Source organism: Chryseobacterium viscerum, assembly GCF_025949665.1.
In the GTDB taxonomy this organism is placed as follows: Bacteria; Bacteroidota; Bacteroidia; order Flavobacteriales; family Weeksellaceae; genus Chryseobacterium; species Chryseobacterium viscerum_A.
In genome coordinates, this window is the sequence record NZ_JAPDFT010000001.1 from 2,577,521 (window position 1) to 2,593,380 (window position 15,860).

Annotated in this window: 15 protein-coding genes; 4 read left to right on the forward strand and 11 right to left on the reverse strand. The window is 37.1% G+C overall.

The genetic code is table 11. From position 1 onward, the window contains the following. Nucleotides 1–18: 18 nt before the first annotated feature. From OL225_RS11655 to OL225_RS11665, 3 genes are all read right to left on the reverse strand, one after another. Nucleotides 19–723 carry a class I SAM-dependent methyltransferase gene (locus OL225_RS11655; protein ID WP_264518366.1) on the reverse strand — a complete coding sequence of 235 codons (705 nt, stop codon included), beginning with the start codon at nucleotides 721–723 and terminating at the stop codon, nucleotides 19–21. Nucleotides 724–937: 214 nt separating this feature from the next. Continuing rightward, nucleotides 938–1,750, reverse strand: coding sequence for a siderophore-interacting protein (locus OL225_RS11660; RefSeq protein WP_264518367.1), 813 nt, complete (start codon nucleotides 1,748–1,750; stop codon nucleotides 938–940). 104 nt (nucleotides 1,751–1,854) lie between these two features. Next, nucleotides 1,855–4,065 carry a TonB-dependent receptor gene (locus tag OL225_RS11665; protein ID WP_264518368.1) on the reverse strand — a complete coding sequence of 737 codons (2,211 nt, stop codon included), beginning with the start codon at nucleotides 4,063–4,065 and terminating at the stop codon, nucleotides 1,855–1,857. Nucleotides 4,066–4,162: 97 nt separating this feature from the next. Between OL225_RS11665 and OL225_RS11670 the strand changes: the two genes are divergently transcribed. Then, nucleotides 4,163–4,288: a hypothetical protein gene (locus OL225_RS11670; RefSeq protein ID WP_264518369.1), complete on the forward strand. Its 126-nt coding sequence runs from the start codon at nucleotides 4,163–4,165 to the stop codon at nucleotides 4,286–4,288. 62 nt (nucleotides 4,289–4,350) lie between these two features. On the opposite strand, the gene OL225_RS11675 is transcribed toward OL225_RS11670, so the two are convergent. The 4 genes from OL225_RS11675 to OL225_RS11690 form a co-directional block, all read right to left on the reverse strand. Continuing rightward, the gene (locus tag OL225_RS11675) at nucleotides 4,351–5,943 is read right to left on the reverse strand and encodes an MFS transporter (protein WP_264518370.1); all 1,593 of its coding nucleotides are present in this window, start codon (nucleotides 5,941–5,943) and stop codon (nucleotides 4,351–4,353) included. Nucleotides 5,944–6,053: 110 nt separating this feature from the next. After that, nucleotides 6,054–7,169 carry an HlyD family secretion protein gene (locus OL225_RS11680; RefSeq protein WP_264518371.1) on the reverse strand — a complete coding sequence of 372 codons (1,116 nt, stop codon included), beginning with the start codon at nucleotides 7,167–7,169 and terminating at the stop codon, nucleotides 6,054–6,056. 23 nt (nucleotides 7,170–7,192) lie between these two features. After that, nucleotides 7,193–8,503: a TolC family protein gene (locus tag OL225_RS11685; protein WP_264518372.1), complete on the reverse strand. Its 1,311-nt coding sequence runs from the start codon at nucleotides 8,501–8,503 to the stop codon at nucleotides 7,193–7,195. 89 nt (nucleotides 8,504–8,592) lie between these two features. Then, the gene (locus OL225_RS11690; protein WP_047376834.1) at nucleotides 8,593–9,438 is read right to left on the reverse strand and encodes a helix-turn-helix domain-containing protein; all 846 of its coding nucleotides are present in this window, start codon (nucleotides 9,436–9,438) and stop codon (nucleotides 8,593–8,595) included. Nucleotides 9,439–9,512: 74 nt separating this feature from the next. On the opposite strand from OL225_RS11690, the gene OL225_RS11695 reads away from it, so the two are divergent. Then, nucleotides 9,513–9,986: a DUF962 domain-containing protein gene (locus tag OL225_RS11695; protein ID WP_264518373.1), complete on the forward strand. Its 474-nt coding sequence runs from the start codon at nucleotides 9,513–9,515 to the stop codon at nucleotides 9,984–9,986. Here OL225_RS11695 and OL225_RS11700 read toward each other — a convergent pair. Beyond that, the gene (locus OL225_RS11700; RefSeq protein WP_264518374.1) at nucleotides 9,983–11,050 is read right to left on the reverse strand and encodes a DUF2891 domain-containing protein; all 1,068 of its coding nucleotides are present in this window, start codon (nucleotides 11,048–11,050) and stop codon (nucleotides 9,983–9,985) included. The genes OL225_RS11695 and OL225_RS11700 overlap by 4 nt on opposite strands. A 184-nt stretch (nucleotides 11,051–11,234) precedes the next feature. Here OL225_RS11700 and OL225_RS11705 point away from each other — a divergent pair, with 184 nt between their 5' ends. After that, the gene (locus OL225_RS11705; RefSeq protein ID WP_264518375.1) at nucleotides 11,235–12,128 is read left to right on the forward strand and encodes a DUF4349 domain-containing protein; all 894 of its coding nucleotides are present in this window, start codon (nucleotides 11,235–11,237) and stop codon (nucleotides 12,126–12,128) included. Nucleotides 12,129–12,340: 212 nt separating this feature from the next. On the opposite strand, the gene OL225_RS11710 is transcribed toward OL225_RS11705, so the two are convergent. The 3 genes from OL225_RS11710 to dnaA all read right to left on the reverse strand — a co-directional run bounded on the left by OL225_RS11710 (nucleotide 12,341) and on the right by dnaA (nucleotide 15,110). Further along, nucleotides 12,341–13,039 carry an SAM-dependent methyltransferase gene (locus tag OL225_RS11710; protein WP_264518376.1) on the reverse strand — a complete coding sequence of 233 codons (699 nt, stop codon included), beginning with the start codon at nucleotides 13,037–13,039 and terminating at the stop codon, nucleotides 12,341–12,343. 66 nt (nucleotides 13,040–13,105) lie between these two features. Next, complete coding sequence (locus tag OL225_RS11715; protein WP_264518377.1) at nucleotides 13,106–13,555, reverse strand: low molecular weight protein-tyrosine-phosphatase; 450 nt, start codon at nucleotides 13,553–13,555, stop codon at nucleotides 13,106–13,108. Nucleotides 13,556–13,655: 100 nt separating this feature from the next. Next, a complete protein-coding gene (gene dnaA, locus OL225_RS11720) occupies nucleotides 13,656–15,110 on the reverse strand; it encodes a chromosomal replication initiator protein DnaA (protein WP_047376841.1) in 1,455 nt (484 codons plus the stop codon). A 136-nt stretch (nucleotides 15,111–15,246) separates the two neighbouring features. On the opposite strand from dnaA, the gene OL225_RS11725 reads away from it, so the two are divergent. Beyond that, nucleotides 15,247–15,663: an acyl-CoA thioesterase gene (locus OL225_RS11725; protein ID WP_047376977.1), complete on the forward strand. Its 417-nt coding sequence runs from the start codon at nucleotides 15,247–15,249 to the stop codon at nucleotides 15,661–15,663. Nucleotides 15,664–15,860 lie beyond the last annotated feature (197 nt).

Below are 15,860 nucleotides of genomic sequence, written 5' to 3' on the forward strand. Positions count from 1 at the left end.
GCAATGACTTGTTGTCAATTATTTCTTAGTCAGTTTTGCTAAGTAAGAATCCTCATCTTTCAAAACTCTTTCTATTTTGAAGCCATTGTTTTTGGCTGCATTCTTCAAGGTATTGAAGTCAAGATACAGCCAGGTAATCGGTTCCTCAGATTCTCCTTTATAATGCACTACATACTCCAGTTCTCCGTAATATCCACCAGCCGGAATATATACTCCGCCATCTTTATCACGGTCGAACATATAAAGAATATCTGTACTGTCAATCAGAACCTGTCCGCCATCGTTCAGTAAAGTCTGCAGCTTCTGAAGGTAGGTATCAATTTTCGCAAGGCTTTCAAAAACTCCGGTACCGTTCATCAGTAATAAAATGGTATCAAAAGTTTCTCCTGAAAAGTCAAGCATATTTTCACAAACTGCTTTTTCAATGCCTCTCAGCTTGCAAACCTCAATTGATTTTGGGGAAATATCCAATGCGGTCACCTCAAGGTTTCTTTCATTTTGAAGATATAAAGAATGAGAACCAGCACCTGCTCCAATGTCCAGAATTTTTCCTTCGGATAATTGCAGTGCTTTCTGCTCAATATCATTCATGTCTTCAAAATCTCTGAATAAATAATCCACCGGAAGTTCATCCAGCTCAGAAATTGACGTTTCAGTCTGCAGATCTTCAGGATTGTCATTATGGTAATAATCCCAGATCGCTCTGCCCATTAAATCTTTCATGGGTGCAAAGATACGGGTTCGGGGTGATAGTTGCGAGTTATTTTGTTGTTGGTTTTTGTTGCGAGTTATTGTTGCTGGTTGCTGGTTTATTTAGTTGGTTGAATGCTGCGGTTGCGAGGTACGGGTTTCGAGATGTGGCATATCTACAACTTTAAACCTTAAACCTTAAACTCTCCCACTCTCAAACTCTCAAACTCTCAAACTCCCCCACCATCTACTCCATCGAATCCTTCTCCTTATGTCTATCTGCCTGCGACTCATTTTCTGCTACACCTGCTTTCCAGTAAGAATAAGCATATAATTCCTGAGGGGTCCAGTTTTTTTCTTTTCTCAGATAAGTACGGATTTCTTTCACGCTTGAGAATTCACATGCAACATAGCCAAATTTTGTAGTCTCAGGAAGATCAATACTTTTTACAGCATTTGAAATTTCACTGCTGATCTGAGGCTGCGCATTGTGTAACCATTTAAAATCAATTTGGGCTTTCGTTTCAAGCAGCTGCTCGTCTTCTTTTCCATGAACTTCAATAATGCATGTACCTCTTGCCGTTTCAGGAAGCGTTTCCAAAATAGCACTGATCACCGGAATGGCCGTAGCATCTCCTACCAACAAATACCAATCTGCAGCAGGGTACAACTCCTTACCTTCCAAACGCATCATCACTCCCAGTTTTGAACCTGCTTCAGCTTCTCTCACCCATTTAGAAGCCGGACCGCCGTCTCCATGATCTACAAAATCGATGATTAATTCATTTTTTTTCAGATCAATTCCTCTGTGGGTATAGGTTCTGATGGCCGGAGCCACTTCTTTTAACGGATACACCCACTGATGATTTTCGTCCAATGTCGGAAAATGAATCTCATTCAGTCCTGCCGGAGGAACGGCAATTTTATTATTGTCTCCCACCATCGTATTTTTGAACAACTGAACTTCTGGTGAGTACAAATACACTCTGATAAAATGGTCAGTAATGTATTCTTTTCTGGTAACTTCGGCAACGATCTGCCCTGTTGAAATTTTTGCCATAACTGATTTTTTTTAAGTTAAAATCCGGTTTCCGATTAATTCAGAAACCGGATTTGAAATACAATATGTTTTCAGATCAAGGCATTTTTACCTTCATCTTATTTTTAAAATTCAAAAGTATAAGACAGATTAAATGTTCTTCCTCTTCCTTTATAATTAAACAGTTCCGGAAGTCCGTAAGTAGAATACAGTACCTGAGAACGCTTGCTCCATATCGTCTGATAGTCTGTATTGAATAGATTCTGGATTCCTAAATTGAATTTTCCAAAATGGAATCTGTATCCTATCATCAGATCTGAAGTATTATAGCCTTCCACCACATTATTAAGCTCGTCTTTCTGTTTGAAATTCTGCAAAGACTGGAATCTGAATGACCAGTTTTGAATATTATATCCGATATAGGTTACCAATTTTGAAGGAGAAGCATTGTAAATCTCCTGTTTCTGCCATTCTCCTTTGTTATCTACCTCAGATTTAATCAAAAGTCCGCTTGCCCCAAAATAAACGCCATTATTTAACGAATAAGAAACCTCAGCTTCAATTCCCATATTTCTTAATTTCAGATCATTCACAAGAATCTGGAAAGTCTTCTTATCTACAGCAACGGTTTTGTCTGAATTACTCAAAAATCCGGCAATCTGAGCTCTTAAACCACCTCTGTTGACACGGTACCCTACCTCAAACTGATTGGTTTTGATAGCCTGAAGAGGCTGTTCTTTCACATTGATACTGGATACTACATCCCAGTTTGTTCCTACCAATTTATACTGTCCGATTCCGTAAAATTTAGCAGGATCTGCTAAGCTTGCTCCCTGGGAAAAAGTTCCCCAAACCTGATGCTGCTCATTGAATTTGTACAACAATCCGGCATTGGCTAGGGTCACATTATAAGAACTTTCACCTCCGGGAATTGCCGATGCTGAACTTCCATAACCCATAGCAATCTGTGTCTGCTGTTCTGAACCTACAAAATCATCCATTTTTACGTTGATGTGCTGATAACGGATTCCGGCATTCAATTGTAATTTTGGGAAAACATTGTACTTTGCCTGAACATATCCTGCGTAGCTCTGTGAGTGATTGGTTGGGTATCTTCCCAGACTGTATTTTGTTTCATTCACCAAACCTCCGCTGGACATTGTTTTGGCAATATCATAAACGGATTGTGTTCCTTCAAATTTCTCAAAATCAAAGTCTGCTCCATAGGTAACATTCAATCCTCGCCATGATTTTGATAATAAAGCTTTAATCCCCGAATAATAGGTATCCTGCTGTGAAGAGGACATATAAGGTATTTTTCCTGTCTGTAAAGTAACATTTCCCGGGAATGGATAGAATCCTAATTTTTCACCACGGGTAGCCAATTGTACATACAAATCCTGTCCGCCTAAAATTCCGTTGCCATTATAAGCTACGGTTGCCATATAACGCTCTGTTCCTACATTTTTATCGGATGAGAAACCATCTCTCATTTCGAGTAATGAAGCATTTTTTGTAGTAAATGCACTTAGATTTTCACCTAAAAATAAACTTCTGTCTCCATTAAATTTAGAATTGTAATACTGAACAGAGGCTGTTATTTTATGTTTATTGTTAAACTGATATCCTCCTGTCGCAAGGATATCTATTGATTGATTATACTGAAGGTCAGTTTGTGTAATATCTGTAAAAAGCTGTTTCTGATCTGCTCCATATACTCCACCATTCTGCTGATAAGCCACTCCCAGTCTTCCAAAGAACTTATCTCCTTTTGCAGCAATAGACTGAGCGGCACGGAAATCATGGTCATCTTTTCCCATAAATCCTGTACGTACCCCCAATTCAGTTTCGCCGCTGATTCCTTTTTTAGAAGGTGTTTTTGTAATAATATTAATGATTCCACCGGTAGCATTACCTCCATAAATTGAGCTTGCTCCAGAAAGTACTTCAATTCTTTCGATATTAAAAGGATCTATTGCATCCAGCTGACGGCTTATGGCACGGATACTGTTCAGGGAAACTCCATCGATCATTACAAGCGCTGAACGTCCTCTCATATTCTGTCCGTAATTGGTTCTTCCCTGCGGACCGATATCCATAGAAGGTATCAGAATCGATAACATTTCTTTGATAGGAACTCCACTTTTAGCCTGTTCCTGAATCTTTTCTTTCTGTACGACCCAAACCGTTCCCGGAACTTCAGAGATTTTTGTAGGTTTTCTGGAGGCTACGATCACCACATCTTCAATACCTTTAGAGGCAATAGAATCTTTCACGGTCTGGGAAATCATCAATCCCGAAACCAAAAGACCTATGAACGCATACTGCTTTTTCATTCTTTCTACTTCAAAGTTTTATAATTTCACAAAGATAATTCTTATTTAGAAAGAATAAAAATAACAATGTATGAGATTTTTCCTTTTTTAAAAAAAAATGGAAAAAGGAAGAAGGGAGTGGAAAGTTATAATAACTTCTTTTGAAGTAAAGATTTTAAATAAAACAACAGCTATAAACCGTCTTTCATTACTTCCCTCTTCCAGCGTCCAGCTTCCCCATTAAAAAACGTAAAATCCCAGCCCAACGAAGGACCAGGATTTTACTAGTGAAAAACAAGGTATTTTTTATATTGCAGGCCCTGCTGCATCTTTTATTTCTTCTAACAGTTTTCTTCTTTCACGGAGTCGTCTTCTTGCGATAACGGATTTACCTCCCAAAACTCTTATAAACCTGAAATACTGGAAACGTTTTGCTCCGAAATGATGGGTAGCAACATAAATCAGCACTCCAAATCCAACTAAAATAATATATCCGAATATCTTCTTGGTGGCTATGATAATGGCATTGAGCTGAATGGCTTTCATATTGGCTGCTACATTCTGAGGAGTAACGGTCATTCCATCCATATAAACAGCAAGATCACCAATTGCTGTAACCTGAAAACGGTACTGAAACCATGAATAGAGTGTTGAAAAAATTCCTACGGCAAGAAAAGTTCTCCAAACCAATACAAGCCCGATGGCTGCCAGCATTTCATCCATTTCAAGCTTATCCAGCGTATAAAACCATACGGAGATAAACAGTGAACACATTCCGTACCCCTTTAGAAACATAGGCAGATACCAGTTATCATAATTGAATTCCAATACCATAGAAAAGTACATAATAATGGCATATCCAATCATTGCAGAAAATCCGGAAAAAATATACATTTTCAAAGGCTTTTCTTTTTTGAACCAGAAAATGGCAATGACTCCGGCCAGGATAATCCCGGGAATCATCAGTAAACTCAGTCTGGTATTGGTCACCTGATCATAGCCCAAAACTCCCACCGCAAAAGTATTCTGAATAGAAGCTGTTCCTAAAAACATTCCCAGCCAAAACAGCATGAATAAACCGTGCTGTACATTATTTTTTGTAAAAATTTTGAATGAAAGGTACGGTCGCTTTAAAGTTAGCTGACGGATAGAAAGCAGTGCAAAACTCACAAAAGCAGCAATACTTCCATATATAATATTCTTAGAATTGAACCAGTCCTGCTGTCTCCCAAATGAATACACATACGCCGAAAACATGAAAGTTGAAATGAAAAGTAAAATACTTAGCCAATCAATATAATGCAGGGGAACTTTTAATGCAAAATATTTATTATGCATAAAAATCCAGTGTATTAATGCAAGTGTAAAGCATAAAACCGCCGTGAACACATAAAACTGCTGCCAGTTGTAGATAAGAGCAAATTCAGCCGCATAATAAGTAGCCACCTGATTCATTACAAGAACGAAGGTATAGAATGCTCCGTAAAACATTCCCCGGTTTCCAATCATGACCATCAGTGGCAGAAACAGTTCTATGGTGACCATCATTTTCATAAAGCCTATCACTAAAGAAGTAAATATGAAGATCATTGGCTGTAAAGTAGTTCCGTTTACATAACTGAGCAATCCTAAAAGCACCAGAAGTAAAACCATCTTATCCCTTACTTTGAATCTCATTTTGATTCTGAGAACAACAGGCATACAGGCTCCCATCCCAATGGTAGTTGCATAGTTAGCCCACATAAAATATTCTGTCATGGCACCGGTACCGCTTACCAGAGAACTGATATTTCCGGTATACACTCCACCGATGGGCATTACCACGGCAAGCAGTAATACAATCAGCAGCAGCTGTACGGGTTTCGGTACCCAATCGCTATATAATCCTTTGTTGTACATGATGAATTTAGAAATTAGAGGTTAGAAACTAGAAATTAGTGGCTGAAAGTTTTCCGCTTAACTTCTATATTTTTCCAATCTTTTAATCTTTCAATGATTAAATCTTTAAATTACTGACCGATATTCACATTCATATTCATTCCGGCGCTCAGTTTATCCAGATCTTCTTTTTTATTGGAAGCCGTAAATTCTATTCTTACAGGAATTCTCTGCTGTACTTTAATGAAGTTTCCGGTAGAATTATCTGTTGGTACACTTGAATATCTTGATCCCGTAGCTGCAGAAACCGCTGTTACGACTCCTTCGAATTTTTTCCCTCCTAAAGCATCAGCTGTCATGGAAATTTTTTCTCCTACTTTGATATTTGGCATCTGGCTTTCCAGGAAATTAGCAGTTACCCATTTCTGCCCGTTCAGAACGATAGTTGCAACCTGTTGTCCTGGCTGGATCAACTGCCCTTCAGAAATTGTTCTTCTTCCCATTACTCCATCATAAGGCGCTGTAATAACCGTATACGAAAGATTGATTCTCGCCATATCCAAGGCAGATTTTGTTCTTTTAATTTCAGCATCATTAATCCCCAATCTGCTTTTCACTTCTGTAGTGGAAAGGTTTGCAGATTGTTTTTGATTCACTAAAGTTTCATAAGCGGCCTTTTGCGCATCATATTCTGTCTTCACCTGATCATATTGCTGTCTTGTAACCGCTTCGGCTGATAAAAGATTTTTATATCGGTTTAAATTCTGCTCAGCATTCCACAATCTGGCTTTTGCTCCCGCAATATTAGACTGCATCACGTTGATATTGTTGGAAACCGTATTCACAGAAGAACTTGTTGCTGTTTTTTGCGCCATTGCATTCTGATAAGCAGCTTCTGCCTGTCCCAATTGGGTAAGAATTTCACGTTCATCAAGGATTACCAATGTGTCTCCTTTCTTTACACGCTGATGTTCAATGAACTTAATTTCTTTGATGTATGCAGAAACCCTTGTATTGATAGGATTAATAAATTCTTCCACCTGTGCCGCTTCCGTATAGGTTTTGCTTCCGATATGGAAATATTCACGTATTAACCAGAATAATCCGAAACCGATCACCAGAAAAACAATGATATTAGAAATAATAGCTCTGATTTTATTGGTTTTATTTTTCTTTTTCTTGTTTTCTGCAGCAGATGCTGCCGGAGTTGGTGTTGTATTTTGGGTAGTTTGTTCCTTGTTTTCCATTGTGTTGATTGTCAGTTTTAAAATTAAAGTGTTCCTGTAGATTTCAAAAGGTTGTAGTACTGATACAAAACATTGATTTCTGCATTGGCATAATCAAGTTCTGACTGTAGTTTCTGGTTCTGAGCATCAATCATTTCTGCCTGCACAGCCAATTGATTCAGATATTTGGCCTCCGTAATCTTGTAGTTTTCTTCCGCCAGTCTTTTGGAGTCATTCAGAATATTCGCCTGCTGAATTGCTTCCTGATATTTTGTATAGGCTGCATTCACTCCCATATCTACATTCTGCTGTACCAGAGTCATGGCATCATTCGCCTGATTCTTTTGCAGCTCACCTAATTTTACTTTTTCTTTTGTTTTATAAAGCATGTCTATATTATAACTCAAAGAAACCCCGGTCTGCCAGCCTCCTGAGTACATATCCAAAACAGGATTTCTTGTCGTAATAGGTCTTTGGAGTGTATATCCTCCAAATCCAGCTAATGTAGGTGCATTATCCGTTTTGATAATCTCAATATTCTTATCTGCTACCGCAATATTTTTTTGAGCTGATTTCAATAATGGATTGCTTTCATGGGCAAGATCTGTATAATACTCCATGCCTATTCCGGATTCTTTATTCTCTAAACTTTCTGTAGGAACGATCTCCGTGTCAGAAGATAACCCTAAAGCAATATTCAGGTTATAATTAAGAATTTTCTTATTGTTGGTAAGAGTAAGAATTCCCTGATCCAGGTTCTTAATGGCCAATTCTCCACGAATCACTTCATTTCGGGTTACCATTCCCTGCTGGTAGAATTTCTGAATGTTTTTAAGACGTTCCTGAGCCAGTTTTTTATTATTCTGAAATACCTCTTCCTGATTGATAATTTTATAGACATCCAGATAGTTGGAAATCACTAAAAACTTCACATCCTGCTTATTTTTCTCTAAATCCAGTTCCGAAAGCTGCTCACGAAGCCCCGCCATTTCAATAGATTTATTCACCAATCCTCCTTTGAAGATTAACTGTGTTGCCTGCACCGCGTACGAACTTCCGTAATGCGGCATTGGAACATTGGTAGAGTTTGAAAAGTCTTTATCGATAGCTACCGCATCTCCTAAATAAAACTGGCTTGTAGAAGCCGTGATCGTAGGAAGTTTCTGAAGCTTAACAACATTTGTATTTTGTTTTGCAATACCAATGTTCTGTGCAGAAACCTTGAGCTGCTGGTGATTTTGAACAGCGAGTTCCGCCACCTCACCTGCGGTCATCTGCTTGATCTGTTGGGAAAAAAACAGCGCAGGAAAAGCTGCTATCAGTACAGATAGTGCTGTTTTTATTTTCTTTGTCATTTTACCTTGTTTTACAGATGCAAAGTTAGGTCAATAACAAAATCAATCAAATGTTTGATTTTTGGAAAAAGATGTTCAAATGTAAGATTTTAATTTTCAAACTGATGCCTGTACTGGGAGGGGCTTACTTCCAGATGCTTCTTAAAAAAGTGAGAAAACGAGTATTGATCACTGAATCCGAGAATAGAGGAAACCTCTGAAACCGGTTTATTGGAGGAGTTTAAGAGTACTTTTGCTTCATTGATCACAATTAAAGCGATGATTTGGCTTGCAGACTTTCCTGTAATGGTCTTTACCACAGAAGACAGATGTCTGGTTGTAATTGACTGCCGTTCGGCATAAAACTCAACGGTTCTTTGTGTAAGATGATGTTCTGCAATATCAGTAAGAAATACAAATACAATTTCTTCCTGTCTGGACATCTGATTCATAGAACTGTTATCCTCTTTGGAAATGATTCCTGCCATCTGATAGCAGAAAACAGAGAAAAGATGCTCTACCATTTCTTTCTTGTAAAGCATTTCTGTTTCAGAATCCAGGATATACTTCAGGAAATTGACGCTTTTCCAGACGACTTCCATTTCGTCCTCGGGAAAAGGAACCCCCTTATTCATCTGCTGCCTGAAATAACGATAGGTAATGAGGCGGTTAAATTTCAATGACAAAGCTGAAATAAATTCTCTTTTATAGGAAACCATCCTCGACTGAAAATCATCAGTCACTCCCACCACTTCATAAATGGTCTGTGGATCAGTTACCATAAACATATTAGCAGAAACTTCCAGATCACTGAAATGCTGGCGAAGTTTTATAGTTCCTGATTTAATAAATATAAAAGCTGGGTTATCGGGACGAAACGGTTTACCCACAGCTATTCGCTCGAAAATATTACGTTCCGTGAAAATATCAACTCCAAATTTTTCTAGGGCAGACATAAGGCAAATGTAAGCAATCTTACCAGTGATTACAAAATTTTATTATTTTAGCATCAATCCAATTTCCCTTCAGTATGAGAAAGGTTGATCTATTATTTGCCGAATACAGTAAAAGCCATAGAAATGCGGCCAACAAGTTCATTCGCTGGATTTGTGTGCCTTTAATTTTCTGGTCAATTCTAGGCTTTGCTTCCCTGATTCCCTCCCCTCATTTCTGTGCTTCTTATTTTGGATGTGTCAGTATCATAAGCCTTATTATGATTATTCTGATCACCCTGTTCTATATAAGACTGTCTTTTTTGATCTCACTTATAATGATCATAATAATGCTTGTCATGGAGCATTTTATCTATCTGACCAATATCAGTTTCGGAAGGCAATCATGGATGGTTTATTTTTCTGTATTCATTATCACCTGGATTTTCCAGTTGATAGGCCATAAAATAGAAGGACAAAAGCCTACTTTTCTCAAAGATCTTAAGTTTCTTCTGATAGGACCTATCTGGTTATTAGGCTTTATTCTGAAAAAAATCGGAATCAAATATTAATCTTCCAAAGCATACACGGCAAAACTTGCCAGCCAGTGGTCTCCACCATAATTTCCTTGGAAAAGCAGTGGCAACCCATTATTTAGAAATACATCTGCCGTTTTCCTGAATTCTTTTTTCAGTGGATGGCTGGCGGGAAGTGCGTTTGAAATTCCTTTCATACACCATGCTTTTGAAAAGGATAATCCCACAAGGTGAACGGTCTGATAATCGCTTAGATCACTTACCACAGGAATTTTTTCAACATTTTCCAGGCTTCTTTTTTCGTAGAAAGCATTCAGCCACTGTACAAATTCTTTTTGAGGAAGAACTCTGCGCATAAGATCTGCAATTTCAAGACTTGGCGAAAAGAAATCTGATCCGTCAGGCTCAAGATAAGCAGGTGTTTTCTGTTCTTTTAAAAAGAAGTATTTAGCCTTTTCCATCAGCTGGTTTTCAAACTCCTTATCTTTATTTGCCCTAGCCCAGTCTATGGCAAAAGACATTGCAAATGCCGTATTAGGGTGAACTCCAGTTCTGTTGGGATAGGTTTGTTTGGGAAGATATGTTTTCCAGGACTTCAGAATCTGGTCGGTTAACGGTTTCAGGTTTTTGTGCCATATTTTAGCTTTCGGATGATCCCAGTTTGTCAGCTCTTCATCGAGCTTTAAGATCCACGCCCAACCATAGGTTCTTTCAAAAGTTCCGGTTAACTGATATTTTGTAAAATAATCTGCTTCTGTCTGCAGCTTTTCTTTCTGAAATGATTCATCCAGAATTTTTTCAATGTCTTTGGCATTAGACAGATTTGGTTTTGTTTTTAAAAGTCTTGTCAGCATCCAATGTCCATGAACAGAGCTATGCCAGTCGAAACAGCCATAAAAACTAGGGTGAAGATCTTTGGGAGTCAAAGGAACTTCTCCTGCATTGTTGATGATATGGGCCGTTTTATTCGGATATTCCTGATTGATACAATGAAGTGGTTTATCAGATAATTTCATCGCCATCTCGTCTGTAAGTTTCGGAACTTCCTGGGCATACATCAAAAATGGAGAAAACACAAATGCTAAAAGACTTTTTTTCATGAATTAAAAATAGAAATAATTTACTGTTTCAACAATTTTCAGGACCTATTTTGAGTTCGTTCTCTTCATTTTTTTGCTTTTCAATATGTATTTTGATCTTTTGTTTAAAAATTTTAAATAAATCTGAAACATAGTCACTTTTAAGCACGCTTTTTGATTATATCCATGAAAAACTAATTAACCCATGAAAAAAATTATTTTTCTATTATCAGGTCTTATCCTGATCAACTGCAGCAAATCTGGTGGTGAAAAACAGGAAGTGAAAGCCGACCTGATGGAAGTTCTGACCGAAGATAAAGCACCTTCTGCAGCAGCAGCACCTATACCTCCATCATTTTCTGTTTCCGAAAAACTTCTTCCTGATGAAAATGGAACAAACAAAGAAGCTTATAAATCAAAGAAAACAGATACGATCTCCAAAAAAATCATCAAAAAAGGAGATATGAAGATTCAGGTAGGTGATATTAAAAAAACTCAGAATCAGGTCAATGAGATCATCAAGAAAAACAATGCTTACATCCAGAAAGAAGAGTTCCAGAATACGGATATGGATGATAACCTTACTTTGATTATCCGTGTACCCCATAAAAATTTTGATGCATTAATTAATTCTTTTTCAGATGGTGTAGGAACCGTTTTGTCTAAAAACATTTCATCTAATGACGTCACAGAAGAATATACCGATATAGCCATAAAGCTTGCCAACAAAAAAATATATCTTGAAAAATACCGTGATATGCTTAAAAAGGCTGCTACCACGAAGGATATGTTAGAAATCCAGGAAAATATCCGTGAGCTGGAAGATGAGATCGACATTGCTGAAGGCAGTCTTCGTTTTATTGATGACCGTGTAAATTACAGTACTCTGAATTTAAACTTATATAAAGAAAAAGTAAGAAGCTCAACTACCTCAAAAATTGGATTTGGAAGCCGGTTTGTAGATTCTTTGACTGAGGGTTGGAACAGTTTTGTAAGTTTTCTGTTGGGAATGGTTTCATTATGGCCGTTCTTCTTGCTCATTCCTGTTATTATCGTTCTTTGGAGGAAATGGAAATCAAAGAAAAAGATTCAAAATTAACTTATTAAAAATCCGGGCATCTTCGATGCCCGGATTTTTACTGCATTATCAACAATTTATACTGTTTCCAGTAAGCTGTTAAAAACAATAATAATGCAATAGCCATGTTAAGGGCTGTTAAATATTTTCTAAGCGAAAGGTTACATTGTAAAAAGACAAAATGATCCGTTACAAGCAGCTTTTTACTATCATTTTTATTTTACCATATATTACTATTTCCCAAGCACAAACACTGCAGGTATTTTATGAAGTTCCGGCTTCTGCTTCTGCCAGTCTTTTATAGATTTTGTCTTAATGAATTCATGCTCCGGATCATTGATATTGGCAGCAATACACAATTTGGTATTAGGTGATAAAAACTTGCACAAATCTTCAAAAAGCTGATTGTTTCTATATGGGGTTTCCATGAAAATCTGTGAATATCCTGTTTTCTGAACAAGGTTTTCAAGATTCGTGATGTGTTTCTTTTTCTCTCCTTTATCAATAGGAAGATAACCATGGAAGGTAAATTCCTGTCCATTGAATCCGCTGGAAATCAAAGCAAGTATAATGGATGAAGGTCCTGAAATAGGGATTACTCTGATGTTTTTCTCATGACACCATTTCACAATCAGGTTTCCGGGATCTGCAATACAAGGCAATCCTGCTTCTGACAGCAATCCGAAGTCCTGCCCTTTCAGCATCAGTTCTTGAGCTTCTTTGATATCTGCGTTTTCTGTGTATTTATCTAATAAAAATAACTTCAGATCAGCCTGTTTTTTTCCAGGAGCAAAAAATTTAACAACCTTTCTTGCTGTTTTTTCATTTTCCACAAAGAAATAGTCTGTCTGCATGATATAATCCTTCAAAACAGGTGAAAAGTGGTTGATAGAAGTATTTTCTGATAAGTAAGCAGGGAGTAAAAAAAGCATTGTATTATTTTTTTAGTTCTTTCGTTAAGTTATGGTTGCGGGAAATATTTTGTATTTTCATGCTTATCATTTTGATATTTGGTTCTTAATAGCATTACATCCTCTATCCAGAAGCTGAAAGACCTTTTCAAAATCGCTCATATCTCCCCAATAAGGGTCCGGAACTTCAGCATTTTTATGATCTCCCAATACTTCCAGAAACAAAGATACTTTCTGTCGTTCTTCTTCATTCCTGGTTTTAGAAACCACGTCTTCAAATACATCAATATCCATGCAGTAGATCTTATCAAAGGTTTCAAAATCTTTTCTGGTAATAGGTCTTGATCTCTGTTCTGAGATATCAATATTATGGTTAGCGGCAGTTTTAATGGCTCTTTTGTCTGGATGCTCTCCTTCATGCATTGAAATGGTTCCTGCTGAGTCTATCACAAAATTTTCCGGTACTTTTGCTTTCATAATCCCCTCTGCCAGCGGACTTCTGCATATATTCCCCAGACAAACCATTAATATTTTCATATTCTGTTTATTTAAAAAAGAGTCTTTTGTCCCAACAAAACTAAATAAAAAATGAAGAATAAAACTATCCTTCATTTCAATTTATTTTTGTTCAGCAATACTATTGCTTGATTCTTTCTGTAAGGTCTTTTACGTACTTCTTGATTTCTTTGTCAATTTTCGATACATCTTTGATAGTATCACATGCATACATTACTGTAGAGTGGTCTTTACCTCCCATTTCTTCGCCAATTTTAGTAAATGTAGAATTGGTGAATTCTTTAGAGAAGTACATAGCAAGCTGTCTTGGCAATGCAATCTCTCTTTTTCTTGTTTTTGACAGCAATTGTTCTTTTTTGATTCCAAAATAATCACATACTACTTCCTGGATGTAAGGAATGTTGATGATCTTTTTCTGGTTGGCGGCAATCCTGTTGATAGTCTCCTTAAGCAATTCAAGACTAAGATCTCTTTTGTATACTGTAGAGTAAGCGATTACAGAGTTAATTACTCCGATAAGTTCTCTTACATTGGTTTTCGTTTCCACAGCAAGGAAATCAAGCATATCTCCAGGGAGAACAATTCCGTCTCTGCTTAGTTTATCTTCAATGATTTGTCTTCTTGTGGATAGATCCGGAGATTTGATTTCTGCAGAAAGCCCCCATTTGAAACGGGAAACAATTCTGTCCTGAATATCCATAATATCGGCAGGAGCTTTATCTGATGTAAGGATAATCTGTTTTCCATTCTGATGCAGATGATCAAAAATATGGAAGAAACTATCCTGTGTTGCTGATTTTCCGGATAAGAACTGAATATCATCAATAATCAGTACATCCACCATTTGGTAGAAATTTGCAAATTCTGTCTGCTTGTGTGCTTTGGCAGCAGAGATAAACTGCTGGATAAACTTTTCAGAAGACAAATAAAGAACTACTTTATCTGGAAACTGGTTTTTTACTTCAAGGCCTACAGCTTGTCCTAAGTGGGTTTTTCCAACTCCGTAACCTCCATATAAGAATAACGGGTTGAAGGCTGTTGCTCCAGGTCTTTTGGCAATAGATCTGGCTACAGTGGCTGCAAATTTATTACTTTCTCCTTCTACATAACTATCAAATGAATAGTCTGGTTTCAGGTTAGAGTCTATATTTACTTTTCTAATTCCAGGAACTACAAAAGGGTTCACAATATTAGCAGAGAATCCTTGTGGCATTGTTTCCTGTGTTTTTGGAGTAGGAACGCTTTGTCCCTTGATGTTCATGGTAACTGGTTTTTCTTCACCTTTTGGTCTGTTTTCCATCACAGAATACCATAATTTCACTCCTTTTCCAATATTTTTCTTCAGGGCAGCAGAAAGTAAGGACAGATAATTATCCTCTATATATTCCTTGTAAAAATCACTCGGTACGATCAACGTAAGGTTGTTTGCTACTAATGAAAGCGGCTGAACCTTATCGAATAACATATCGAAAGATTTTTCAAGTTTTTTCAGGTCAGAATTGTCTTCAGCTGCGTTCAGGTTATCACGCATAAACTGAAGGCATTTCTGCCATATCATCATTAAATTGTCATCCATTTTTTATGCCCCGATTATTCTTTGTTTGTACTGTGTTTAGAAGGAAGACAAAGGTCCAATTTTTTCTTTTCAAAAAAAAATATTGCAGGTATTGATTATTTAAAAATATATTTGTATGTATAATTTAGCACCTAAAATGATACACACAACACACTCAATACGAGTACGTTACGCAGAAACAGATCCTATGAAATACGTATACTACGGCAACTATGCAACGTACTTCGAAGTGGGGAGAGTTGAGCTCTTCAGAAGCATAGGAATTTCATACGATGAAATTGAAAACCAAGGAATTTGGCTCCCTGTTTCGGACTATAAAATTAAGTATATCCGACCAGCTTTATATGATCAAAAATTAGAAATTCATACTTATGTTAAAAAAATACCTGGAGTAAGGATCGAATTTGAATATGAAATTTACAATGAAGAGCATATTAAAATAACAGAAGCTTCCACTACTCTATTCTTTCTGGATGCGAAAACCAATAAGATCATCAAGTGTCCCGATTTTCTGATGGAAATGATAGAGAAGAATTGGGAGGAGATCAGGTAATAGGGATTAGGTTGCAGGGATTAGGTAAATTTTCTGTGAAGTAGTGATCAAAGTTTGTAAAGGTCAATAGTGAATTTTGCTTCGCAAGTGAAGAGTGAATTTTTTAATGAAGCCAAAATATTTATCTCCAACTATCAACCAACTAAATAAACCAGCAACCAAACAACAAGCAACAAGCAACAAAATAAACCAGCAAC